This window comes from Streptomyces sp. NPDC008001, from assembly GCF_042958085.1.
In the GTDB taxonomy this organism is placed as follows: Bacteria; Actinomycetota; Actinomycetes; order Streptomycetales; family Streptomycetaceae; genus Streptomyces.
Genome location: NZ_JBIBIZ010000009.1, coordinates 64,810 through 86,445, shown reverse-complemented (window position 1 = coordinate 86,445; position 21,636 = coordinate 64,810). Strand labels below are relative to the sequence as shown.

General features: G+C 70.5%; 23 protein-coding genes and 1 riboswitch. Of the genes, 10 read left to right on the top strand and 13 right to left on the bottom strand.

Annotated elements, in window-relative coordinates; translation table 11 throughout:
• Window positions 1-80 precede the first annotated feature (80 nt).
• The 5 genes from ACFZCD_RS24185 to ACFZCD_RS24165 all read left to right on the top strand — a co-directional run bounded on the left by ACFZCD_RS24185 (window position 81) and on the right by ACFZCD_RS24165 (window position 4,425).
• Window positions 81-599, top strand: coding sequence for a hypothetical protein (locus ACFZCD_RS24185; protein ID WP_391834190.1), 519 nt, complete (start codon window positions 81-83; stop codon window positions 597-599).
• An 89-nt stretch (window positions 600-688) separates the two neighbouring features.
• On the top strand, window positions 689-1,534 hold the full coding sequence (locus ACFZCD_RS24180; protein WP_391834188.1) for a DUF4097 domain-containing protein: 846 nt from the start codon (window positions 689-691) through the stop codon (window positions 1,532-1,534).
• A gap of 115 nt (window positions 1,535-1,649) precedes the next feature.
• Window positions 1,650-2,654 (top strand): ATP-binding cassette domain-containing protein, encoded by a 1,005-nt coding sequence (locus tag ACFZCD_RS24175; RefSeq protein WP_391834185.1) that lies wholly within the window; start codon window positions 1,650-1,652, stop codon window positions 2,652-2,654.
• Window positions 2,651-3,439 carry an ABC transporter permease gene (locus ACFZCD_RS24170; RefSeq protein ID WP_391834183.1) on the top strand — a complete coding sequence of 263 codons (789 nt, stop codon included), beginning with the start codon at window positions 2,651-2,653 and terminating at the stop codon, window positions 3,437-3,439. The genes ACFZCD_RS24175 and ACFZCD_RS24170 overlap by 4 nt, the downstream gene beginning before the upstream one ends.
• Window positions 3,440-3,549: 110 nt before the next feature.
• Window positions 3,550-4,425: a GyrI-like domain-containing protein gene (locus tag ACFZCD_RS24165; RefSeq protein ID WP_391834181.1), complete on the top strand. Its 876-nt coding sequence runs from the start codon at window positions 3,550-3,552 to the stop codon at window positions 4,423-4,425.
• 146 nt (window positions 4,426-4,571) lie between these two features.
• On the opposite strand, the gene ACFZCD_RS24160 is transcribed toward ACFZCD_RS24165, so the two are convergent.
• The 3 genes from ACFZCD_RS24160 to ACFZCD_RS24150 form a co-directional block, all read right to left on the bottom strand.
• Complete coding sequence (locus ACFZCD_RS24160; protein WP_391834179.1) at window positions 4,572-5,510, bottom strand: MerR family transcriptional regulator; 939 nt, start codon at window positions 5,508-5,510, stop codon at window positions 4,572-4,574.
• Between the two features lie 955 nt (window positions 5,511-6,465).
• Window positions 6,466-6,702: a DUF6255 family natural product biosynthesis protein gene (locus tag ACFZCD_RS24155; protein ID WP_391834177.1), complete on the bottom strand. Its 237-nt coding sequence runs from the start codon at window positions 6,700-6,702 to the stop codon at window positions 6,466-6,468.
• Window positions 6,699-7,046, bottom strand: a complete 348-nt coding sequence (locus tag ACFZCD_RS24150) for a hypothetical protein (protein WP_391834175.1) — start codon at window positions 7,044-7,046, stop codon at window positions 6,699-6,701. Before ACFZCD_RS24150 ends, ACFZCD_RS24155 begins: the two co-directional genes overlap by 4 nt.
• 203 nt (window positions 7,047-7,249) lie before the next feature.
• On the opposite strand from ACFZCD_RS24150, the gene ACFZCD_RS24145 reads away from it, so the two are divergent.
• Together ACFZCD_RS24145 and ACFZCD_RS24140 are read left to right on the top strand one after the other, a co-directional pair.
• On the top strand, window positions 7,250-8,116 hold the full coding sequence (locus tag ACFZCD_RS24145; RefSeq protein WP_391834173.1) for a helix-turn-helix domain-containing protein: 867 nt from the start codon (window positions 7,250-7,252) through the stop codon (window positions 8,114-8,116).
• A gap of 13 nt (window positions 8,117-8,129) precedes the next feature.
• The gene (locus ACFZCD_RS24140) at window positions 8,130-8,363 is read left to right on the top strand and encodes a DUF397 domain-containing protein (protein WP_391834171.1); all 234 of its coding nucleotides are present in this window, start codon (window positions 8,130-8,132) and stop codon (window positions 8,361-8,363) included.
• On the opposite strand, the gene ACFZCD_RS24135 is transcribed toward ACFZCD_RS24140, so the two are convergent.
• The 6 genes from ACFZCD_RS24135 to ACFZCD_RS24110 form a co-directional block, all read right to left on the bottom strand.
• A complete protein-coding gene (locus tag ACFZCD_RS24135) occupies window positions 8,350-9,207 on the bottom strand; it encodes a fumarylacetoacetate hydrolase family protein (RefSeq protein WP_391834169.1) in 858 nt (285 codons plus the stop codon). The two genes, ACFZCD_RS24140 and ACFZCD_RS24135, sit on opposite strands and share 14 nt — an antisense overlap.
• Before the next feature lie 133 nt (window positions 9,208-9,340).
• Window positions 9,341-10,453, bottom strand: a complete 1,113-nt coding sequence (locus ACFZCD_RS24130) for an amidase domain-containing protein (RefSeq protein ID WP_391834167.1) — start codon at window positions 10,451-10,453, stop codon at window positions 9,341-9,343.
• A gap of 266 nt (window positions 10,454-10,719) precedes the next feature.
• A complete protein-coding gene (locus ACFZCD_RS24125) occupies window positions 10,720-11,229 on the bottom strand; it encodes an RICIN domain-containing protein (RefSeq protein ID WP_391834165.1) in 510 nt (169 codons plus the stop codon).
• 114 nt (window positions 11,230-11,343) lie between these two features.
• Window positions 11,344-12,825 (bottom strand): sodium:solute symporter, encoded by a 1,482-nt coding sequence (locus ACFZCD_RS24120; protein ID WP_391834818.1) that lies wholly within the window; start codon window positions 12,823-12,825, stop codon window positions 11,344-11,346.
• A gap of 41 nt (window positions 12,826-12,866) precedes the next feature.
• A complete protein-coding gene (locus ACFZCD_RS24115) occupies window positions 12,867-13,064 on the bottom strand; it encodes a DUF3311 domain-containing protein (protein ID WP_391834163.1) in 198 nt (65 codons plus the stop codon).
• A 56-nt stretch (window positions 13,065-13,120) separates the two neighbouring features.
• Window positions 13,121-14,401, bottom strand: a complete 1,281-nt coding sequence (locus ACFZCD_RS24110; RefSeq protein ID WP_391834161.1) for a DUF445 domain-containing protein — start codon at window positions 14,399-14,401, stop codon at window positions 13,121-13,123.
• Window positions 14,402-14,850: 449 nt separating this feature from the next.
• On the opposite strand from ACFZCD_RS24110, the gene ACFZCD_RS24105 reads away from it, so the two are divergent.
• Entirely contained in the window at window positions 14,851-16,176 is a 1,326-nt protein-coding gene (locus tag ACFZCD_RS24105) for an SGNH/GDSL hydrolase family protein (protein ID WP_391834159.1), read from the top strand.
• A gap of 61 nt (window positions 16,177-16,237) precedes the next feature.
• On the opposite strand, the gene ACFZCD_RS24100 is transcribed toward ACFZCD_RS24105, so the two are convergent.
• Window positions 16,238-16,912 (bottom strand): DUF1707 domain-containing protein, encoded by a 675-nt coding sequence (locus tag ACFZCD_RS24100; RefSeq protein ID WP_391834157.1) that lies wholly within the window; start codon window positions 16,910-16,912, stop codon window positions 16,238-16,240.
• Window positions 16,913-17,269: 357 nt separating this feature from the next.
• Between ACFZCD_RS24100 and ACFZCD_RS24095 the strand changes: the two genes are divergently transcribed.
• A complete protein-coding gene (locus ACFZCD_RS24095; protein WP_391834155.1) occupies window positions 17,270-19,672 on the top strand; it encodes a transglycosylase domain-containing protein in 2,403 nt (800 codons plus the stop codon).
• Between the two features lie 19 nt (window positions 19,673-19,691).
• Here the strand turns inward: ACFZCD_RS24095 and ACFZCD_RS24090 are convergent, their stop codons facing one another.
• The 3 genes from ACFZCD_RS24090 to ACFZCD_RS24080 all read right to left on the bottom strand — a co-directional run bounded on the left by ACFZCD_RS24090 (window position 19,692) and on the right by ACFZCD_RS24080 (window position 20,934).
• Window positions 19,692-20,012, bottom strand: coding sequence for a DMT family transporter (locus tag ACFZCD_RS24090; protein WP_391834153.1), 321 nt, complete (start codon window positions 20,010-20,012; stop codon window positions 19,692-19,694).
• A gap of 31 nt (window positions 20,013-20,043) precedes the next feature.
• A riboswitch (guanidine-III (ykkC-III) riboswitch) is annotated at window positions 20,044-20,107 on the bottom strand.
• A gap of 42 nt (window positions 20,108-20,149) precedes the next feature.
• Window positions 20,150-20,452, bottom strand: coding sequence for a co-chaperone GroES (locus ACFZCD_RS24085; protein WP_058046871.1), 303 nt, complete (start codon window positions 20,450-20,452; stop codon window positions 20,150-20,152).
• A 161-nt stretch (window positions 20,453-20,613) separates the two neighbouring features.
• Entirely contained in the window at window positions 20,614-20,934 is a 321-nt protein-coding gene (locus ACFZCD_RS24080) for a DUF3618 domain-containing protein (RefSeq protein ID WP_391834151.1), read from the bottom strand.
• Window positions 20,935-21,111: 177 nt separating this feature from the next.
• On the opposite strand from ACFZCD_RS24080, the gene bcp reads away from it, so the two are divergent.
• Window positions 21,112-21,579 carry a thioredoxin-dependent thiol peroxidase gene (bcp, locus tag ACFZCD_RS24075; RefSeq protein ID WP_391834149.1) on the top strand — a complete coding sequence of 156 codons (468 nt, stop codon included), beginning with the start codon at window positions 21,112-21,114 and terminating at the stop codon, window positions 21,577-21,579.
• Window positions 21,580-21,636: the final 57 nt, after the last annotated feature.

Below are 21,636 nucleotides of genomic sequence, written 5' to 3'. Positions count from 1 at the left end.
GGGCGCTGCACCCAGCGCCGCACCACAAGTGGCGCCATTCAGGCTTGCATGTGGCACCACAGTGGTGCCAAACTAAAGCCATGGACCTCACCCCGTATGTCGACACCCTCCGCCGCGAACTCGCGGTGGCCGCCGAGGCCGGTGGAGAAGAAGCCCGCGAGCTGGCCGAGCGGCTCACCGCTCCCCTGGAGTCGGCGACCCGGCTGACCATGCTCAACGTGCTCTCCGCCGCCATGGACGAGATCACCCGCGAGCTCGCCCCCGGCTCGGTCGACGTACGGCTGCGCGGGCTGGACCCCGACTTCGTGGTGACCCCGCCGCCCGCCGACCGCGGCCCCGTGGAAGCGGCCGCCCCGCCCGTGGAACCGCTCAAGGCGCCGACGCCCGCCGACGGCGACGAGGGCGGCACCGCCCGCGTCAACCTGCGCCTGCCGGCCCACCTCAAGACGCGCGCCGAGGAGGCCGCGAGCCGCGAGGGCCTCTCGGTCAACGCGTGGCTGGTGCGAGCCGTGTCGGCCGCGGTCGACGGCGGCGCGCGGCCCCGTACGACGGAGAAGACCCACACCGTCGGACAGAGCTTCACGGGCTGGGTGCGCTAGCCGCGCCGCGACTCACACGGCACCACACGACACCACGTCCCACCAGCGGGACGCCCCAAAGACCCAAGACCCAAGAGGACGGTACAGCCATGCCTTCTTTCGACACTCCCGCACCGATTTCGGTCACCGCTCAGGTGTCCGCCGGCTCCATCCAGTTCACCGCGGGCGACCGCTCCGACACGGTCGTCGAGGTGCGGCCCCGCGACCCGAAGAAGGACCGGGACGTGCGGGCGGCCGAGCAGACCGAGGTCACGTACGCAGGCGGCGTCCTGACCGTCAGGACCCCCAAGCAGCGCTATCTCGTCGGGCCCACCGGCACCGTCGACGTGACCGTCGAACTGCCCACGGGTTCGAGCGTCGACATGGCCGGCGCCTGGGCCCAGGTGCTCGGCGAGGGCCGGCTCGGCGAGGTCCGCGTGAAGACCTCGTCCGGTGACGTCCGCCTCGACACGACCGGGCCGCTGCACCTGACCGCCTCCCACGGGTCGATCACCGTCGACCGGGTCGAGGGCATGGCCGAGATCACCACCAGCTCCGGCAGCCTGCGCGTCGGCACCGTCGACGGCCCCGCCGTGCTGAAGAACTCGCACGGCTCCACGACCGTCGGCGCCGCGACCGGCGACCTGCGGGTGAGCGGAGCCAACGGCGACATCGACATCGCGCGTGCCGAGAGCTCGGTCACCGCCACCACCGCCCACGGCACCCTGCGCGTGGCCGACGTCGCCCGCGGCACCGTTCAGCTGGAGACCTCCTACGGCGCCATCGAGGTCGGCATCCGCGAGGGCTCCGCCGCCTGGCTCGACGTCAGCTCCGGCTCCGGGCAGGTGCGCAACGGGCTCACCGCCTCCGAGTCCCCGGAGGAGGCCGAGGACGCCGTCAAGGTTCGCGCCCGGACCCGCTTCGGCAACATCGACGTGCTCCGCGCCCGGGCCTGAGCACCGGCCCGGGTCCATCGGCTCGCCCGGGCCCCGCTCCTCGCTCCTCGCTCCCTGCTCCCCCCTTCGCGCTCCCCGGTCACCTCACCACTCCTGCCTTCGAACGGAGGGCTCCATGCCTTCTTCTGTCATGCCCACACCAAGTCAGCCGGGCCTGCAGCCGCCCGCCGCCGTCTCCGCCCTCGGCCTGCGCAAGTCGTACGGCGACAAGACCGTGCTCGACGGCATCGATCTGCGCATCCCCGCCGGTTCCGTGTTCGCACTGCTCGGACCGAACGGCGCGGGCAAGACCACCACCGTGCAGATCCTGTCCACGCTCATCGCCGCCGACGGCGGGCAGGCGCAGGTCGCGGGCCACGACGTCGCCACGTCACCGGACGGAGTGCGTGCCGCGATCGGCGTCACCGGGCAGTTCGCCGCGCTCGACGACCTGCTCACCGCCGAGGAGAACCTCCTCCTCATGGCCGACCTGCTGCGCCTCGGCAAGCGGGAAGGGCGGTCCCGCACCAGGGAGTTGCTGCAGCGGTTCGACATCGCGGACGTCGCGCAGAAGCGGGCCGCGACCTTCTCCGGCGGCATGCGGCGCCGGCTCGACATCGCCATGACGCTGGTCGGCGCCCCCCAGGTGATCTTCCTGGACGAGCCGACGACCGGCCTCGATCCGCGCAGCCGGCGCACCATGTGGGAAACGGTGCGCTCGCTGGTCGCGGGCGGCACCACCGTCTTCCTCACGACCCAGTACCTGGAAGAGGCCGACCAGCTGGCCGACCGGATCGCCGTGCTCGACGGCGGCCGGATCGTCGCCGAAGGCACCGCCGACGAACTCAAGGCGCAGATCCCCGGCAGCCACGTACGGCTGCGGTTCACCGAGCCCACCGAGTACAGACTCGCGATCGCCGCCTTCCCCGGCGCGACCCGGGACGACGAGAACCTCGCCCTGCGCGTGGCGGGTGACGGCGGCCTCGACGCGCTGCGGGGCCTGCTCGACCGCCTCGACGCCACCGGCATCCGGGCCGCCGACTTCTCCGTGCACACCCCCGACCTCGACGACGTGTTCCTCGCCCTGACCGGCCACGGCAGCACCGGCACGTCCCACCCCGTGAAGGAGACCCTGCGATGAGCACCCTCGGCTACGCCGTGCACGACTCGATGACGATGCTGCGGCGCAACCTGAAGCACGCGATCCGCTATCCGAGCGTGTCGCTCGGCTCGGCCATGATGCCGATCCTGATGCTGCTGCTCTTCGTGTACGCCTTCGGGGACTCGATCGGCGCCGGCCTCCCGGGAGGCGGCGGCCGGGACACCTACCTGAACTACCTGACACCCGGCGTCATCATCATGGGAGTGGCGGCCGGGGCCATGTCGACCTCGATCGCGGTCTGCTCCGACATGACCGAGGGCATCATCAACCGCTTCCGCACCATGAACATCACGCGCTCGTCGTTCATGACCGGTCATGTCATCGGCAGCGTCATCCAGACGATGGTGAGCCTCGTCCTGGTCGTGGGCGTGGCCCTCGCGCTCGGCTTCCGCTCGGACGCGAACGCGGTCGAATGGCTGGCGGCGGCCGGCCTCCTCGCGGCCATCGCGTTCGCGGTGACCTGGCTGTCGGCTGCGCTCGGCATGATCTCCAAGACGGTCGAGTCCGCGAGCAACAAGCCGCTGCTGGTCCAGTTCCTGCCGTTCCTCGGCTCCGCCTTCGTGCCGGCCGACTCGATGTCGCCGGGCCTGCGCTCGTTCGCCGAGTACCAGCCGTTCACGCCGATGACCGAGACGCTGCGCGGCCTGCTCACCGGTACGGAGATCGGCAACGCCGGCTGGATCTCGCTCGCCTGGTGCGCCGGCATCGCCGTGATCGGCTACGTCTGGTCGCGCTCGCTGTTCAACAGCACGACCAAGGGCTGAGGACCGGAACTCTCTTCGCTCGCCGGACCCGACTGTGCCGGGCACAGGATGTCGGGTCCGGCAAGGTGGTTCCTTCCTAACGTGAGTGATCGAAAGGGAAGGAGACCGGGATGCTGGAGCGGCTGAACGAGGCCATGGAGCACATCGAGGCGCATCTGGAGCAGCCGATCGACGTGGCCGATCTCGCGCGCATCGCAGTGACGTCGGAGTACCACTTCCGCCGGCTGTTCTCCGCGCTGGCGGGCCTCCCGCTGTCGGAGTACATCCGCCGCAGACGGCTCACCGTCGCCGGCGCGGAGGTACTGGCCGGCGAACGGACGCTGCTGGAGGTCGCGATCCGCTACGGCTACGGCTCGGGAGAAGCGTTCGCGCGTGCGTTCCGCGCCGTCCACGGCGTGGGGCCGGGCGATGCCCGGCGCACGGGCGCGGCCCTGTGCTCCCAGCCCCGGATGTCCTTCCGCCTCATCATCGAAGGGAGCAGCAGCATGCAATACAAGATCGTGGAGAAGGACGCGTTCCGCGTGGCGGGAAAGAAGGCGCGCGTGCCACTCGTCCACCAGGGGATCAACCCGGCCATCGCCGAGTTCATCCGGGGCATCGGGCCCGAGATGCTGGGACGCATCACCGCCCTGTCCGACCAGCAGCCGGAGGGCATAGTCGCGGTGAGCGACAATCTCGATCCGAGCCGGGCCGAGGGCACCGAACTCGACTACTACCACGGCGTGGTGACGGGCCTGCCGCGTGCGGAGGTGCCCGAGGACATGGACGTCCTCGACGTCCCGGCGGGGACGTGGGCCGTCTTCGAGAACTCCGGCGCGTTCCCGCAGGCGCTCCAGTACCTGTGGCGCGACGTCTTCACCCAGTGGTTCCCGTCCAACCCGTACCGGAGCAGGCCGGGCCCCGAGATCCTCCGCGTGAGGCCCTCGGCGGACGGCACCGAGGCCGATGCGGCGCTGTGGATCCCTGTGGAACGCGCGGCGGTTTGACCGTTGTTTGTTGTACGGGTTGACTGAGCGAGCACGGGGGTGCCCAAGTCTGTGATCACACACCGACATTGGGCACCCTCGCGCCATGTCCGCAGGCCGCCCCCTTGGCTCACTCAGGGCTCCGGGGGGCTCTCCGTTGCAGTGACTTATGCGTCGCGGTCATTTCGCAGAGCCTGGACAAGCCAGGGGTATACCGGGACCAGGTTCGGTACGACCTGCCAGCCGTTGATGATCCACACCAGCCGCCAGTACCGGTCCACCCGGGGATCGTGCGCCTCTTCGAACTGCTGGGCCATCCAGGCCCGGAATTCCGCGTCAGGGGTGCGCGCGAACACCTCGGCGAAGCGGTGCACGAGGTCGTCGATGACGGGTGCGACCCTGTCGTTGAGCGGGTCGAGGCCCGCCTCCCTGGCCTCGACCACCTTCTGACGGGTGAACTCCATCAGTTCCTCCCCGGCCTCGCTCTCGATGTCGAGCGTGCGCCCGGCGGCCTGGCACATGGCTGTCCGGCGCATCCGGGCCCGGAAGTCCTCGTCGCCGATCAGCTCGGCGAGTTCCACCCACGCAGCGACCTGCTCGCTGGACGGATCATCGGGGAGGTCGGGAGTGGCAACGCGAACCATGGCCACCGCGGCCGGGGCGGCATCCACTGTGCCGAAGGTGCCCTCCATGAAATCGTCGATCAGACGTCGGCGTTCCTCGCCGGTCAACTGCGTGAGCCTGTGCATGAGCTTGGTCTCCTCAGGGCTGGACCCGCGGCTGGCCACGACTCGCAGAACGCTCCGGCGCAGTTGCAGCATCCGGATCTGGACGTCCAGGGCATCGGCCTGCGCCGCGGCGACTTCCGCCACCGAGAGCTCGCGGTCCAGTACCCGTTGAATCGTGGCCAGGTCCACGCCCAGCTCGCGCAGTGTGCGGAGGAGCTCCAAACGGAGCAGTGCGTCGAGGTCGTAGAGCCGATAACCGGCGGGACTTCGGGTCGTCGGCGCTACCACCCCCGCATCGGAGTAGAACCGGATGGTCCTCACGGACAAGCCGGTCCGCCGGGAAAGCTCCCCGATCGAGTAGAGGGTCGTAACGTCCATAGCCCCACTCTGCTGTCTCCAGTCACTGGAGGCTCAAGGCTATTTGGGCGAGCTATGGCAGCGACATGCGTCACCGCTCGCTGGTGACCTATGGCTACGAGCCCTTGGCCTCATTCCTCTAGGGGACGGCCTGGGCTTCCGAGTTCTGGCGGCTTGCTGGGAGGGGCTGGGGTCAAGACAGGCTGGCAGCAGGGGGAGGGGTGGGGGGTGCGGGTTCGGTGGCTTTTGCCTGGGGCGGGTGGGGAGCTGGGCGCCGTACTCCTGCCGTCACGGATGCGGGAGCGTGAGGAGACCTTGCGCTGAGGTTGTGGCTGGCGGGGAGCTGGCAGCTGCCGCGATGTGGTGCCTGCCGTCGTGGGCGCTTCGCTCAGCTCGCCAGCGTCGTGGTTGAGCGGGCGACTGTCCCTGAGTGGGGGCTGGTGGGAGGGGGCGGAGCTGGTGGGACAGCGGAGGTCGTCGGCGGGCAGCTAAGCACCGTTATCCACCCGTCTGAGGGCTGGGCCGGTTGATAGTGGGACTGAGAACGGCAAACAAGCCGCCAGAGAGCAGCTGGGGCCCCGATATCCACCCCTACGACGCTCAGGCCGGTTGATTACCGTGCCGAGAAGGGCAAAAAGGCCGCCAACAGGCAGTTGAGCCCCCTTATCCGCCAGGATCACGCCCCGGCCGGTGGATTCCCTGCCAAGAACAGCCCACCGCCGCCAACCCCCTCCCCTCCGCACCCGCCCGCTCAACCACAACGGCGAGAAACTGAGCGAAGCGCCCACGACGGGCCCAGACACATCGCGGCAGCAGCCAGCTCCCCCTCAGCCACGGCCGGAGAGACCGGTCTCCTCACGCACCCGCATCCGTGACGGCACGAGTACGGCGCCCAGCTACCCACCCGCCCCAGGCAAAAGCCACCGAACCCGCACCCCCCACCCCTCCCCTGCTGCCAGCCTGTTCTGACCCGCACCTATGCCACGGGTGCCAGCCCCCACCACACCCGCCTGCGGGGCAACCTCGCGATCTGCAGGGCGGCGGCGCGGTCCGCCTTGCGGGCGTCCCTCGGCTTCGGGGTCAGCGCATGGGGCAGGCCCGGCGGGCGGACGGCCCCGTACTCCGTGAAGCGGGTCACTCCGCAGGTCCTGCAACGCGCCTCCCCCGGAGCGGGGTGCGTCCAGCCTGCGGCGTGGCTGCAGCGGGGCCTCATGGCGTCACCTCGTACGACAGGTGTTCCCGCCAGTGGCGCCTCACCGCGACGAGCGCGTCGCCCGCCTTGGCCGCGTCTCCCCCGGCCTCCGCCTCCCACCAGGTCGCCTTTAGCGCCGGGCATGTCGGGCAGTCCGCGATCGACGGCTTGCGCCCGGGTTCCGGGTTCTTGCGAGCCTCCGCCCGCTCCGCGCCGGTCGCCAACCGCAGGACGGACAGCGGGACTTCCCACTCCGGCCCGCCGCCGGGCTGCCGCACCCGCACGCGATGCCCTTCCCCGCCGACGACCTGCGCCATCCGCCCTTCCCGGGTGTCCACTACGAACGCGCCGTTCCTGTACGTCACCGCTCCCGCCACCTTCCCCCGGCACCCACGACTACCTGCCGTAGCCATGCGCTCACGATGGCCCCGCTCATCGCAGCCCCGCAACAAATTGAGCCTCACCGTGCAGTACTTCATCCCTGTGGGTGACACTCGCAGCCGGCCAGCAAGGCCCCTGATCTTGTGCAGCACACTGGGCTGGCACAGCCTCAGGCAGGGGAGGAAGCATGAGACACGCTGCACGCCGCACAGCCCGTCGTCGCAAACTGGGCTCCGAGCTGAGAGCGCTCCGGGAGGCCGCTGGAGTCTCGTTCGAAGACGCGGCTCGCGCGATCCACGGCGACCGGACGAAGATCAGCCGACAAGAGACAGGGCAGCACCGCGTCACACGACTTGAGCTCGAAGTCCTGCTCGACCTCTACGGAGCCGATAGCGAGAAGTTGCGGGAATGGCTGATCGCGCTCGCATCCGAGGGCCCCAAGCGCACGTGGTGGCGCCGCCACAGCGATAAGCTCCCCGACGGCTTCAAGGAGCTCTTGGACCTGGAATCCGAAGCCGCGCGGATCTCGGCGTTCCAGTCGCAGGTCGTGCCGGGACTTCTGCAGACCCAGGCCTACGCGACTGCACTCATCGCAGGCAGCGCGACCACCCTGACCAAAGAGCAGCTCGACTTCTTCGTCGATTTCAGGATGAGTCGGCAGAACATCTTCCTGCGCGGAAATCCACCGCAGTACACGGCACTCGTGGCGGAAGGCGTACTTCATCAGCAGATCGGTGGTCCCGCAGTGCTGGCTGAACAGCTGCGGCACCTTGAGCACTTGAGCCAGTCACCCGACATCACGATCCAGGTAGTCCCCTTCTCCCTGACATCGTTCACCGACACCGGGGGATCGTTCGCTCTGTACTCCTACCCCGACACACTCGACTTGGACGTCGTACAGGTCGAGCACCTCGACGGTGCCCTATGCATGGAAGATGATGAAACCGTGGCGAAGTACCGCCGCGCCCTGGACCGGTTGCGGGCGTCGGCGCTGCCACCAGGGCCGTCCATGGAGCTGATCGCGTCGATTGCACGCGGACTTGAACACCAGTGAAGGACTACTCCCCGTGATACGTCACGACCTGCCCGAGGGCGAATGGCGCAAGTCCACCTACAGCGGAGACACCGGTGCTACTTGCATCGAGATGCAAGCCACCCAAGATAGATTCATCGCCATAGGCGACAGCAAAGCCCGCCCCAGAGGCGCATTCCTCTTCCCGCCCCGCACCTGGGCCGCCTTCCTCCACTCCATACGCGAAGGCACCCTCGGGCCCAACTCGGCGGCGTCTACCCGTCCTTGAGGACCTGCCGTTGCCTGCCCAGTCCCTCGATCTCCAGCTCCACCACATCCCCGGCCCGCAGATACGGCTTCGGCTCCGGGTGGCTCAGGGCGACGCCCGCCGGCGTGCCCGTGAGGATCACGTCGCCCGGGTACAGGGTCATGAAGCGGCTGACGTAACGGATGACGTCCCCGACCGGGAAGATCTGGTCGGCCGTCGTGTCGTCCTGCTTGAGGTCGCCGTTCACCCAGAGCCGCAGCCTCAGCCGCTGCGGGTCGGGGATCTCCTCGGGGGTCGCCAGCCACGGCCCCAGCGGGGTGAAGGTCTCGTAGTTCTTGCCCTTGACCCACGCGCCGCCGCGGTCGAACTGGTACTCGCGCTCGGAGACGTCGTGGGCGAGCAGGTAGCCCCCCACGGCGGCCAGCGCCGCCTTGTTCGTCTCCAGGCGGCGTGCCGTGCGGCCGATGACGACGCCCAGCTCGACTTCCCAGTCGGTCTTCTCGCTCCCGCGGGGAATGAGCACCGTGTCGTCCGGGCCGGCGACCGTGTCCGCGGCCTTCAAGAACAAGACGGGTTCGGAGGGGATCACTGACCGCGTCTCGGCGGCCAGGCCACGGTAGTTCAGACCCACGCCGACGATCTTGCCGATGCGGTTGACCGGAGGCCCGTACCGCAGTCCCGCAGGGTCGAGGGCGGGAAGGATGCGCGCGCCGACCGCGGCGCGGATCCGCTCCAGGGCGGACGCGTCCGCCAGCAGTGCGCCGTCGACGTCCGTCACCAGCGCCGACAGGTCGCGGAGGGTGCCGTCCTCGTCCAGCAGCGCCGGGCGTTCCGCCCCCGCGGGCCCCACACGCAGCAATCTCATCGCTTGATCGTCCAAGAGCGGAGGCGCTCTCCGCAAGGGACGTTTCGGACTGCGAACAGCGAATTGTGGGCCACGGCCCGGAGTCCCTCCGGAGAACCTCCGGAGTTCCCGCCGGGCCGTGGCCCACGCCGCATCACGTGCGGTAGGCGTAGTAGACCGCTCCCGGGTAGGACGCGATGATGCTCGCGACCGACTTCCGGTAGGTGTTGGTGGAGTGGTACGTCACGTACGGGACGCCCATCCGGCTCCGGTAGGTGACGATCATGGAGTGGTCCTTGGACCCGTCACCGTCGAAGTCCATCTGCAGGATGTCGCCGACGTCCATCTGGTAGACGTTCGGCAGGTTGGTCGCGCGCTTGGTGGACAGCGTGTGCCACGCCCACTCGTTGGCGCCGACCCAGGAGTCGGACTGGCTCGACTTGTTGTACCACCACTTGTGGTAGTCGGAGGTGTCCGAACCCGGCACGTCCTTCCAGCCGCCGGCCTTCAGGGACTGGCTGATGAAGTTGGTGCAGTCGCCGCCCGCGACGTTGAAGCTGCGGTAGGCGGGGTTGTAGTTGCGCCAGTACTTCTCGGCGTAGGCGGCCATCGCCTTGTAGTCCAGACCGCCCTTGGTGGGGGTCAGGTTCTTCGGCTGGGCGTTCCTGCTGCCGGGGTACCGGGTCGAGGCCGGGCTGCCGTTGAGGTCGATGCTGCCGGTCGCGGCCACCGCGGTGCGGGGCTCGTTGATGGCGCCGGGGCCGTCGTCCTCGGGGCGGATGTCCGTGAGCTCCCACTTCCCGCCCTTGGCGAGGGAGAAGGTGAGCTGGTGGTGGGCGGTGAAGCCGGTGGTCGACGGCTCGTCACCGCGGATCTTCTTGTACGTGAGCTCCGTGGTCTCGGTGACCCGGACCGTGGCGCGGTTGCCCTTGACGGTGGTCTTGTCGACCGACGTCCTGGTCTCGGCGGCGGTGTACGCCTCGCCGAGGGCGGCGAGCCACGCCTTGCGGGTCTTCAGCGAGGACAGTCCGGTGTCCTCGGCTCGCGAGAGGCGGGAGGAGAGACCGACCTTCCCACTGAGCCCGGCCGTCTTGCGATCGGCCGTCGAGCGGGTGTCCAGCAGGACGGAGGTGCGGTCCTTGAGGACGGCGTCGGCTATTCGGCCGAAGGCTTCGACCGTGGCGCTGTCCGCCGTGCGGGAGTCCGGGTTGCCCGCCGCGAACGCGGCCGACGTGGGCAGGAGAGCGGCCGTGGCGGCCACCGTCACAGCCGCCCCAACAGCGGCTCTGAATCTCGTTATGTGCACGATGTTTCCCCTTGTCGCCCGGTCCGAGCGGACCGGGGACGGAATCTTCGCACAAACCTCGGATTACTAGAGGTACGGGGGATCATTGCATGGATCTGCGTCATCTCCCGAACACGTATGGTCAAAATTGGTCCAGGCCGACGAGTCGGTCTCATCGGCCTGGTCTCAATTCGTCAGCCGGCCGGTTGGGGCCACCACTTGGCTCCCACCGGGTCCGTACCCAGCCCCTACTTGTCGTAGAAGGTCCACAGCTGGTTGTTGGGCCCGTCCCCCTGCTCCTCCGTCGTCACGGGCTTGTCGGCGCCGTTCGCCTGGAGGGCCGCGTCCGCGAACTTCTTGTTGATGATCTCCGTCTGGTCCTGTGCGGTGTCCACGAGCCAGCGCTGGGCCAGGTTGTTCGCGTCGCACTTCGCCAACTGCACCTTGGCGGACACGGCCGTGGCGGTGACGCACGTGCCGAACCGGGTGTTCTTGATCGTGTAGACACCCATGCCGTCGGGCTGGGTGGCCACCCTGCCGAACGTCCAGACCTGGTCCGCGAAGCTGCCGTCTCTCGTCCACACCTCGGCCCCTTCGTGGGCGTCGAGGTTGGTGTTGTCGAGGTACGACTGGACGGACTTGGTGAAGGAGTCGGGGGGCGCGGCCGCGGCTCCGGCCGGGTTCCCGGCCGCAACGAGAGCCCCCGTCAGCAGGGTCGTCGCCGCGGCCGCAAAGATCGTCTTGCCGGTGATACGCATTGCATCGCTCCATTCGGTCGAAACATGCGATCCGGAGAACAGCGCGAAGATTTCCATTCGCTTTTGCTCATGGCAAGTGCCGTAACCGGCCAAGCGCGCTCACCAATTCGCCCCTTATGCCGGAATCGGCCCTTCCGGTTGCGGGGCCGACTCTTCCGGCTGCGGGTCCGTGGCCAGCACCTCCGCGTCCGGGCGGTCGTCAACCGGCTGTGGCCCGAGCCACGAGACCGCGAGGGCCACGACGAGGTTCACGCCCAGCGCGAGCGCCCCCGCGTTCACGCCCCACAGCGGGTCGTGCTCCGTGAAGACCAGGGCGCACACGAGGCCGCCTCCCGCCACGAGGCCGCTCACCGCGCCCCACAGCGTCAGCCGGCGCCACACCAGCCCCAGCAGGACCATGGGCACGAGCTGGGCCATCCCCTCGTACGAGATGAGGGAGAGGCGTACGAGCGTGTTGGGCGTCAGGTACGTCAGGACGAGCGCGAGCCCGCCCGCCGCGACCACCACGACCTGGGCCGCGAGCCGCTGCCGCCGCGGGCGGCCGGCGAGGGCGGGGACCGTCCCGAGGACGCTCCTCCCCCACATCGTGCCGATGACCAGCATGAAGACCGCCATGGGGACGATGGAGGAGAGCGCCGCGGCCACCCCCGTCACACCGACCGCCCACGCGGGCAGCGAGTCCACGACGAGCTTGAACATGGCGAGGTTCGACCCCGCGCCGGTCAGGCCCGGCACCACGAAGAGGGCCGCCATCCCCAGCAGCATCGGCACGAACAGCAGCACGTTGTAGAACGGCAGGAGCATGGCGTTGCGGCGCAGGGCGCCGGCGCTGCGGGCGCCGAGGTAGCCCGCGACGGTGGTCGGGAAGATGACGACCGTCAGCGAGTTGAGGAGGCTCGTGGTCGCGAACCAGGTGGTGTCGAGGCCGCTGCCGCCGTGGCCGGTGAGCGTCAGCCAGTCGGGCTTCTCCGCCACCAGCCGGTCCAGGAAGGGCCCGTAGCCGTCGAAGTAGTGGTGGGGGACGTAGAACGCCAGGAAACCCAGCGTGGCGATGACGAGCACGTCCTTGAGCACCGACACCCAGGCGCTCCCCCGCAGCCCGCTCACCACCACGAAGCCGGTCGTCACGGCGAAGGCGATGAAGTAGGCCCAGTTCAGGCTGATGGCGCCGTACGAGATCGTCGAGACGACGACGCCCATCCCCGTGATCTGCAGCTGGATGTACGGCAGCAGGCACACCGTGGCCAGGATCGCGACCGCCGTGCCGAGCCAGGGGCGGCCGTAGCGGTGGGCGACCATGTCGGTGATGGTGACGAGGCCGTGGCGGCGCGCGTACGACCAGAGCGTCGGGCCGACGACGTAACCGATCGCGTAGCCGCAGGACATGTACGCGATGACGTAGAGGACGGGGGCGCCGTGGTTGTACCCCCATCCGGCGGCGCCCAGGTAGCTGAAGCTCGTGTAGCCCTCACCGGCCATCAGCACCCAGATGAAGACGGTGCCGAGGGAGCGGCCGCCCACGGACCACTCGGCGAGGCCGGTGGTGCGTCCGTGGCCGCGGACCGCGAGGAGGCCGAGGGCCACGGTGAGCACCATGAAGACGCCGAAGACGGTCGTCGCGACCGCCGCGTTGCCGTTCACACGCGCCCTCGCTTGCGGTCGCCGCGCCAGGCGAGGAAGACGGCGGCGGGTGTCAGCAGCGTGGCCAGCAGCAGCCAGAAGAAGAGGAAGGGCAGGCCCATGACCGTCGGCCGCACGCGGTCGGCGAGCGGCAGAGAGCCGAGGAAGAGGACGTACGGGGCGAGCAACCACAGCAAGGTGGGACGTTTCAGCACGGCCCGACCCTAACCGGGCCGCTGCGGGCCCCGGCGCCTCCCCCGCACGGAGTGGCTCAGCCCCCCACCCCCCGCGTCACTCCATAAATGCACAGCCCCGCCAGCGCCCCCACCACCGTTCCGTTGATCCTGATGAACTGGAGGTCCCGGCCGATGTGGGCCTCGATCTTCTTCGTCGTGTGCTCCGCGTCCCAGCCGGCGATGGTGTCGGTGATCAGCGACGTGATCTCGTCCCGGTACGTCGTCACGACGTAGACCGCCGCGTCCTCCAGCCACCCGTCGATCTTCTGCCGCAGCCGGTCGTCGCCCGCCATCCGCGACCCCAGCGAGAGGATGCCCGCCCGCACCCGCAGCCGCAGCTCGCTCCGCTCGTCCTCGGCCGCGGCGACGATCATGGCGCGGACCGGTGCCCACACCGACGCGATGACGTCCTGGACCTCGCCCCGTGCCAGCAGGTCGGACTTCAGCCGCTCGACCCGCGCCCGGGTGTCCGCGTCCGACTGCAGGTCGCGGGCGAAGTCCGCGAGGAAGCGGTCGACGGCGCCCCGCGCCGGGTGGTCGGGCATGTCCCGCATCTCGGCGGCGAACCGCAGGAGCTCCTTGTACACCCGTTCGCCGACCTTGCGGTCGACGAACCGCGGCGTCCACCCGGGCGCGCCCCCGGTCACGGCGCCCATCACGGAGTCGCCGTGGGTGACGAGCCAGTCGTGCGCCCGGACGCAGACGAGGTCCACGACGCGCCGGTGCCCGCCGTCCGCGACGACCTTCTGCAGCATGGCGCCGATGCCGGGCGCGATTTCGGCGGCGTCGGCGCGCCGGGTGATGGCCTCGCCGACGACGGCCTGGACGTCGGAGTCCCGCAGGACGGTGAGCGCGCCGCGCACGGCCGTGGCCAGCTCGGCGGTGACGCGGTCGGCGTGCTCGGGGCGGGAGAGCCAGGCGCCGAGGCGGGAGGCGATGCCGACGGCGCGCAGCCGGAGCCGGACGACGGCGCCGGAGAGGAAGTTCTCGCCGACGAAGTCGCCGAGGCTCTGCCCGAGCTGGTCCTTCTTGGTGGGGATGATGGCGGTGTGCGGGATGGGCAGGCCCATCGGGCGCCGGAAGAGGGCGGTGACGGCGAACCAGTCGGCGAGGGCGCCGACCATGCCGGCCTCGGCGGCGGCGGCCACGTAGCCGGCCCAGGCCCCCGCGCCCGCCGACTGGCACCACTTCGCCAGTCCGTACACCAGTGCGACTCCGAGCAGGAGGCCGGTGGCCAGGGTCTTCATCCGGCGGACGCCGCGGCGCTTCTCCTCGTCGGCCGCGCTGTAGGTGAGACCGGCCGGCGGAGCGGGCATCACCCGTTCGGCGGTACCCCCACCGCCACCCGGCGCGCCGCGAGGCGCCTCACGAAACCCGCTCCCCGGCTCACGAGGCCCGTCACCCCGGCCACGAGGCCCGCCCCCGGGGCCGTTCCCCGGGGCGTCCTCCGGCCCGCCGCGCGCCCCGCCATCAGGCGACCGATTCATCCGCACCACCCGTTCCAGCCGATTTCCCGTGCAATCTCCTTACCCGGCCTACTCCTGGAACGGACCGGGAGTTCCCCGCGTCTGACAAGTCGCATGTGACACGTTGCGTGACCCCCCGGACCAACGGGCGCTCCTCCCCGCGGGCGCACCCCGAGAGCACCGTGGGATCATGGAACGGCGATCGGACCGCGAGGGCGCTGTTGCTGATCAGTCGCTGTTTCCGTCCCCGGTTCCGCACCCGGAGCTGACCCCTCCGCCTCTTCCAGGAGACACCCGCAATGAACAGGCCACCCCTGCCCCGCGGTACGGCCTACGCCGTACTCGCCGCGCTGGCGGCTGTGGTGATCATCGTCTCGACCGCGATATTCGTCGGGGTCGACGGTCACGACGGGCGGGCCGTGACCGGCTCGCACGAGAACCGCGGCTCCGCCGAACCCGCCGCGTCCGGGGGATGGGTGGGCTCCTGGGCCACGGCACCGGCGGCCGCCGAGCCGAACACCGCCAAGGGCTTCGCGGGCATGTCGATCCGCAACGTGGTCCACACCAGCGTCGGCGGCACGGGTGCCCGCATCCAGCTTTCCAACCTGTACGGCGCCCTGCCGCTCGCGGTCACCCACGCCTCGCTCGCCGTCGCCGCGGCGCCCGGCTCCCCCACCGCCGCGCCCGGCACCATGCAGCGCCTGAGCTTCGCCGGGCAGCCCACGGCCACGATCCCGGCGGGCGGCTCGCTGCTCAGCGACCCGGTGCGGGTGGCCGTCCCGGCGGGGGCCGACCTGCTCGTCACCACGTACTCGCCGACGCCGTCCGGGCCGGTCACCTACCACCCGCACGCCCGGCAGACCTCCTTCATCGCCCGCGGCGACCACACCGAGGAGCCGCTCGGCACGGCGTACACGACGCAGACGCCGTACTGGCGCTACGTCTCGGCCGTCGACGTGTGGTCCCAGGAGGCGCACGGCGCCGTCGTCGCCCTCGGTGACTCCATCACCGACGGCATCACCTCGTCCGTCGGCGCCAACCACCGCTGGACGGACTTCCTGGCCGCCCGGCTGCGCACGGAGCCCGGTGCGCCGCGCTACGGCGTCCTCAACGAGGGCATCAGCGGCAACCGCATACTCCTGAGCAACTCGGGACCGCCGCTCGCCAACAACCTCAGCGGCCTCTCGCGCTTCGACCGCGACGTGCTCGGCCGTACGGGCGCCCGGGTCGTCGTCATCGCGCTCGGCATCAACGACATCCTGCGCAAGCCGCAGGTGGACAACCCGCAGCAGATCATCAGCGGGCTGCGCGACATGGTGCAGCGCGCGCACGCGCGCGGCCTGCGCGTGGTCGGCTCGACGCTGACGCCCATCGCCGGGCACAAGGGCGTGGTGGAGCGGCAGCAGGTGACGCGGCAGGGCGTGAACCAGATCATCCGCGCGGGCGGCGTCTTCGACTCGGTCGTGGACTTCGACCGGACCCTGCGGGACCCGGCGGACCCGGAGCGGCTCCTCCCGGCGTACGACTCGGGGGACCACCTGCATCCGACCGACGCGGGGTACGAGGCGATGGCCCGGGCGCTGGACCTGGAAACGCTCAAGGGCGAGGCGGCGGCGGCGCTCTGACCCTCCGGGGGACGCGCGGGCCCGGCCGGCGGTGCCGTACCTCGCGTGGAACGGGCCGGGCCTACCCCAGCGACTTGCGGCGGTCCTCGCGCCGCTCCTCGCGGAGCCGCTTCCGTTCCTCCCTGCTCACCTTGCGGTCCACGCCCACCCCGCCCCAGAAGGCGAAGCCGGTCACCCGGACCCGCGGGGAGCCGGGCGTTCCGGGGCCGGAGGCCTTGTCGTCGAAGCCGCCCATGATGCCGATGCCGCCGACGTGCACGTCGAGGTCCGGCGGGACGACGACCTGTATGCCGCCCATGACGGCGATGCAGTGGATGACGATCTCGCCGTCCTCGAAGCGCGCGTCGCGCAGGTCGATCTCGCCGCCGCCCCAGAAGGCGAAGGCGGTGAAGCGGCGGGGCACGGTCCAGGCGCCCTTGCGCTGGAAGCCGCCCATGACGCCGACGGCCACCGTGCCGCCGGCGGGGCCTCCGATCCGGCCGGCCCAGTCCCGCCCGGCCGGTGCGGACTCGCCCGCCCGCTTGGTGAGGGAGACGGCCGCGTGGCCGCCGGGCGCCGGCAGGTCCCGTACGAGCGGCTCCAGCTCTCCGTGCGTGCGGGCCTTGTAGGCCGCTTCCAGGCGCTCCTCGAACTCCTCCATGGTCAGCCGCCCCTCGGCGACCCCCTCGCGCAGGGCCTCCGCGACCCGCTCCCGCTCGGCGTCCGAGGCGCGCATTTCTGGAAGTTCGCTCATCATACGAACAGCGTAGCGAGCGGAATTATCGATTCAGCCCATTGACCGGCAAGAGCCGGAAAGGACACCGATAGAGGACATTCACCGCAACGGCCCCGCACGGGCGCATCTCGTACCGCATCCCGTCGTTGAACCAGAAAAGCGCCGACCACGGGTTTTTCACCCGCCGGAGTGGGCGGCCCGCGACCGGACGGCCGAGCCGGGACGGGCCGGTGTGCGGTACGCGCCATTGGCGCGGAACGCATGATGCGACAGTGTTCGACGGGGTGCACGACGTGCACGGAGCACAGCGGACCGCCCGACACGAGACCGCGCCGCCGTGACTGAACCAACGGCGGCGGCCGAGGAGTCCCTACAGACATGAGCGACGAGCACGCACAGCGGGCCGCCGGGGGCGGCCGGGGTGCACCGGCGGGCTGGGCGCCGAGGGCAGGCAACGGCCCGGGTCGCGGCGGGAACGGCAGCAGGCCGGGCGATCCCGGACGGCCCGGCCGGCCCGGCGGCGGGGCCGACGGCGGACAGGACGGCGGGCAGAGCGCACCGGGGCGCGGGCCGGGCGGGAACGGCAACGGCCGCCACCCCCGCCGCACCGGCTGGCGCCGCTTCCTGCCCACCTGGCGCATGCTGGTCGGCGGCGTCCTCCTCGTCGTCCTGCTCGTCGCGGGCGCCCTCATCGCCGGCTACATGCTCGTGCAGATCCCCGCCGCCAACCAGGCCGCGGTCGCCGAGAGCAACGTCTTCCTCTACGCCGACGGCAGCCAGCTGGCCCGCGACGGCGAGGTCAACCGCGAGAGCGTGCCGCTCAGCAAGGTGCCCCGGGACGTGCAGCACGCCGTGCTCGCCGCCGAGGACCGCGACTTCTACTCCGAATCCGCCGTGAACCCCGAGGCGATGCTGCGCGCCGCCTGGAACACGGTCACCGGCAAGGGAAAGCAGTCCGGCTCCACCATCACCCAGCAGTACGTCAAGAATTACTACCTGGGCCAGGAACAGACGATCAGCCGCAAGGTGAAGGAATTCTTCATCGCCATCAAGCTGGACCGCGAGGAGAGCAAGGACGACATCCTCGAAGGCTATTTGAACACCAGTTACTTCGGCCGCAATGCATACGGAATCCAGGCCGCCGCGCAGGCGTACTACGGAAAGGACTCCGACAAGCTCAACACCGCCGAGGGCGCCTACCTGGCCACGCTCCTCAACGCCCCCAGCCTCTACGACGTCGGCGCCCACCCCGAGAACCAGGCGCGCGCCACCGCCCGCTGGAACTACGTCCTCGACGGCATGGTCAAGAAGAACTGGCTGGCCAAGCCCGAGCGCGACGCCATGAAGTTCCCCGCCCCCGGCAAGGCACGGGCCCGGCTCGGCATGTCCGGCCAGCGCGGCTATCTGGTCGAGGCCGTCAAGGACTACCTCACCAGCAACAAGATCGTCGACGAGCAGACGCTCGCCCGCGGCGGCTACCGCATCACCACCACCGTCGAGAAGAAGAAGCAGGACGCGTTCGTCAGCGCCGTGCAGAAGCAGCTGATGGACGAGCTCAGCGACGACCGCGCGGTCGACCGGTACGTACGGGCCGGCGGCGCCTCCATCGACCCGCGGACGGGCCGGGTCGTCGCCCTCTACGGCGGCATCGACTACACCAAGCAGTTCGTCAACAACGCCACCCGCCGCGACTTCCAGGTCGGCTCCACCTTCAAGCCGTTCGTCTTCACCTCGGCCGTCGCCAACGACGCCTCCACGCAGGACGGGCGCACCATCACCCCCAACACGCTCTACGACGGCACGAACAAGCGCCCCGTGCAGGGGCCGAACGGGCCCGTCGGCTACGCGCCCGCCAACGAGGACGACGTCTCCTACGGGCAGATCACCGTCACCAAGGCCACCGACCTGTCCGTCAACGCCGTGTACGCGCAGATGGCCCAGGACGTCGGCCCGGCCAAGGTCAAGGACACCGCCGTCGCCCTCGGCATCCCCGAGAACACCCCCGACCTGACGGCGACCCCCTCCATCGCGCTCGGCGTCGCCAACGCCAGCGTCCTGGACATGACCCAGGCGTACGCGACGCTCGCCAACCACGGGCGGCACGGCGCGTTCACCCTCGTCGACCGGGTCACCAAGGGCGCCGAGGTCGTTCCGCTGCCGAACAAGGAGGTCAAGCAGGCCGTCACGCGCACGGCCGCCGACACCACCACCTCGGTCCTGGAGAGCGTCGTCGACAACGGCACCGGGCGGGGCGCGCAGGCCGCGGGGCGGCCGGCGGCGGGCAAGACGGGCACGGCGGAGGACGACAAGGCGGCCTGGTTCGCCGGCTTCACCCCCGACCTCGCGACCGTCGTCGCCGTGATGGGGCAGGACTCCGAGACCGGCGAGCACAAGTCGCTCTACGGGGCGGCCGGGCAGGCCCGGATCAACGGCGGCGGGTTCCCCGCCGACATCTGGGCCGCCTACACCTCCGCCGCGCTCTCCGGCACCTCCGTCAAGGACTTCGACCTGGAGCTGGAGAGCGGGGCCCGGCTGCCCACGATGGAGCCGACGATCCCGGCGCCGCCCACGACGTCCGCGCCGCCGTCGGTCCCGCCGCCGCCCACCGGGCCGCCGGAGCCGTCGATCCCGCCGCTGCCGCCGACGGGACCGCCAACGGGCTTCCCGCCCAGGCCGCCCACGGGGCCGCCGTCGATCCCGGGGCTTCCCACGTTCCTCCCGAACGAGCCGAAGGACGGGCGCGGGGGCGGGCTGGAACGGGACCTGCTGGGCGACTACTGAGCGGGCGGTGGCGGGGCCGTCAGTGGCCCGAGGTCGCCTTCAGGCCCACCACCGCCACCAGCAGCAGCACGACGAAGAAGATCCGCGCCGCCGTCGCCGGCTCGCCCAGGACCACCATGCCCAGGACGGCCGCGCCGGCCGCGCCGATGCCCACCCACACCCCGTAGGCCGTACCGATGGGCAGCGACTTCGCCGCCTGCGACAGCAGCAGCATGCTGGCGGCGATGCCCGCGACGGTGAACACGCTCGGCCACAGCCGCGTGAACCCCTCGGTGAACTTCATGCCGATCGACCAGCCGACCTCGAGCAGACCGGCGACGACGAGCAGGACCCATGCCATGACGGCACCTCCGTGGAGAAGAGCTTCCAGGGGTGCGTCGTCTTGTCCTGACCCGGTACGGCGCGTCTCGTCGGGTACCTACGACCGTAGCAAACGCAGAGACAGCAGCAGAGACAGCAAACGCTGACGCGGCAAACTCAGAGGTAGAGCCCCGTGGAGTCCTCGGACCCCTCCAGCCGCTCCGCCGCCACCGCGTGCAGGTCGCGCTCGCGCATCAGCACGTACGCCACGCCCCGGACCTCCACCTCCGCGCGGTCCTCGGGGTCGTACAGCACCCGGTCGCCCGGCTCCACCGTCCGGACGCTCTGCCCGACCGCCACGACCTCGGCCCAGGCCAGCCGGCGGCCCACGGCCGCCGTCGCGGGGATGACGATGCCGCCGGAGGACCGGCGCTCGCCCTCGGGGATGTCGGTCCGGACCAGCACGCGGTCGTGCAGCATCCGGATGGGCAGCTTGTCGTGGGTGGGGTTCGTACTCACGCAGACGACCGTACCCGCCCGCGCACGGGCCCGCGGCCACAGATCGCGGATCCGTGGATGTGACCTGCGACCCGCGCCGCGTTCCGCACGGGCCCCGCGCCGGGTCCCGGGCGGCTCCCGCTCTAGGCGCCGCGCTTGCGCGAGGACACCGCGATCAGCCCGATCACACCCACCGCGACCATGGCCACCGGCACGATCCGCTCCAGCCGCGGCGCGCCCTCCTCCGTCGTGAAGCGCTCCTTCACATCCGACACCAGCCGGTGCGCGGCGGCGCAGGCGCGGCCCGCGGTGTGGTCCACCTTCGCGGCCACCTTCGCCTTCGCGTCGCCCATGATCGTGCTCGGGTGCATGCGCACGCCGATCTCGTCGAGCGTCACGGCGAGCTCGCTCCGCCTGCGGGCGATGTCCGCCTCGATCTGCGCAGGGGTCCTGGCATCCGACACCGCGCTGCCTCCGTCGTCTCGATAAGAGTGATGATGAGTGATGACGACAGTCTGTCAGCTCACCGGACCCCGTGCCCCGCGGCACCCCCGATCGGCCCGGCGACCCGTACCGGTGGCTACGCTCGGCACCGGAAGCCGACCGGTGGCCACCGACCAGCCACCGCCCCGAGGAGAGCCATGAGCGAGCGACTGCAGCCCGGCGACACCGCCCCCGCCTTCACCCTTCCCGACGCCGACGGCAACCCGGTCTCGCTCGCGGACCGCAAGGGCCGCAAGGTGATCGTCTACTTCTACCCCGCCGCCCTCACCCCGGGCTGCACCAAGCAGGCCTGCGACTTCACCGACAACCTCGACTTCCTCACCGGCCACGGCTACGACGTCATCGGCGTCTCCCCCGACAAGCCGGAGAAGCTCGCGAAGTTCCGCGAGAAGGAGAGCCTCAAGGTCACCCTCGTCGGCGACCCCGAGAAGAAGGTGCTGGAGGCGTACGGGGCGTACGGCGAGAAGAAGCTGTACGGGAAGACCGTCACCGGCGTGATCCGCTCGACGGTGATCGTGGACGAGGACGGCAAGGTCGAGCGCGCGCTCTACAACGTCAAGGCCACCGGGCACGTCGCCAAGATCATCAAGGACCTGGGCCTGTAGCCCCGCACGCCGGACGGGCTCTCGAAAAAGTCAGCCCGTCCGGCGTTTGAGGACGCC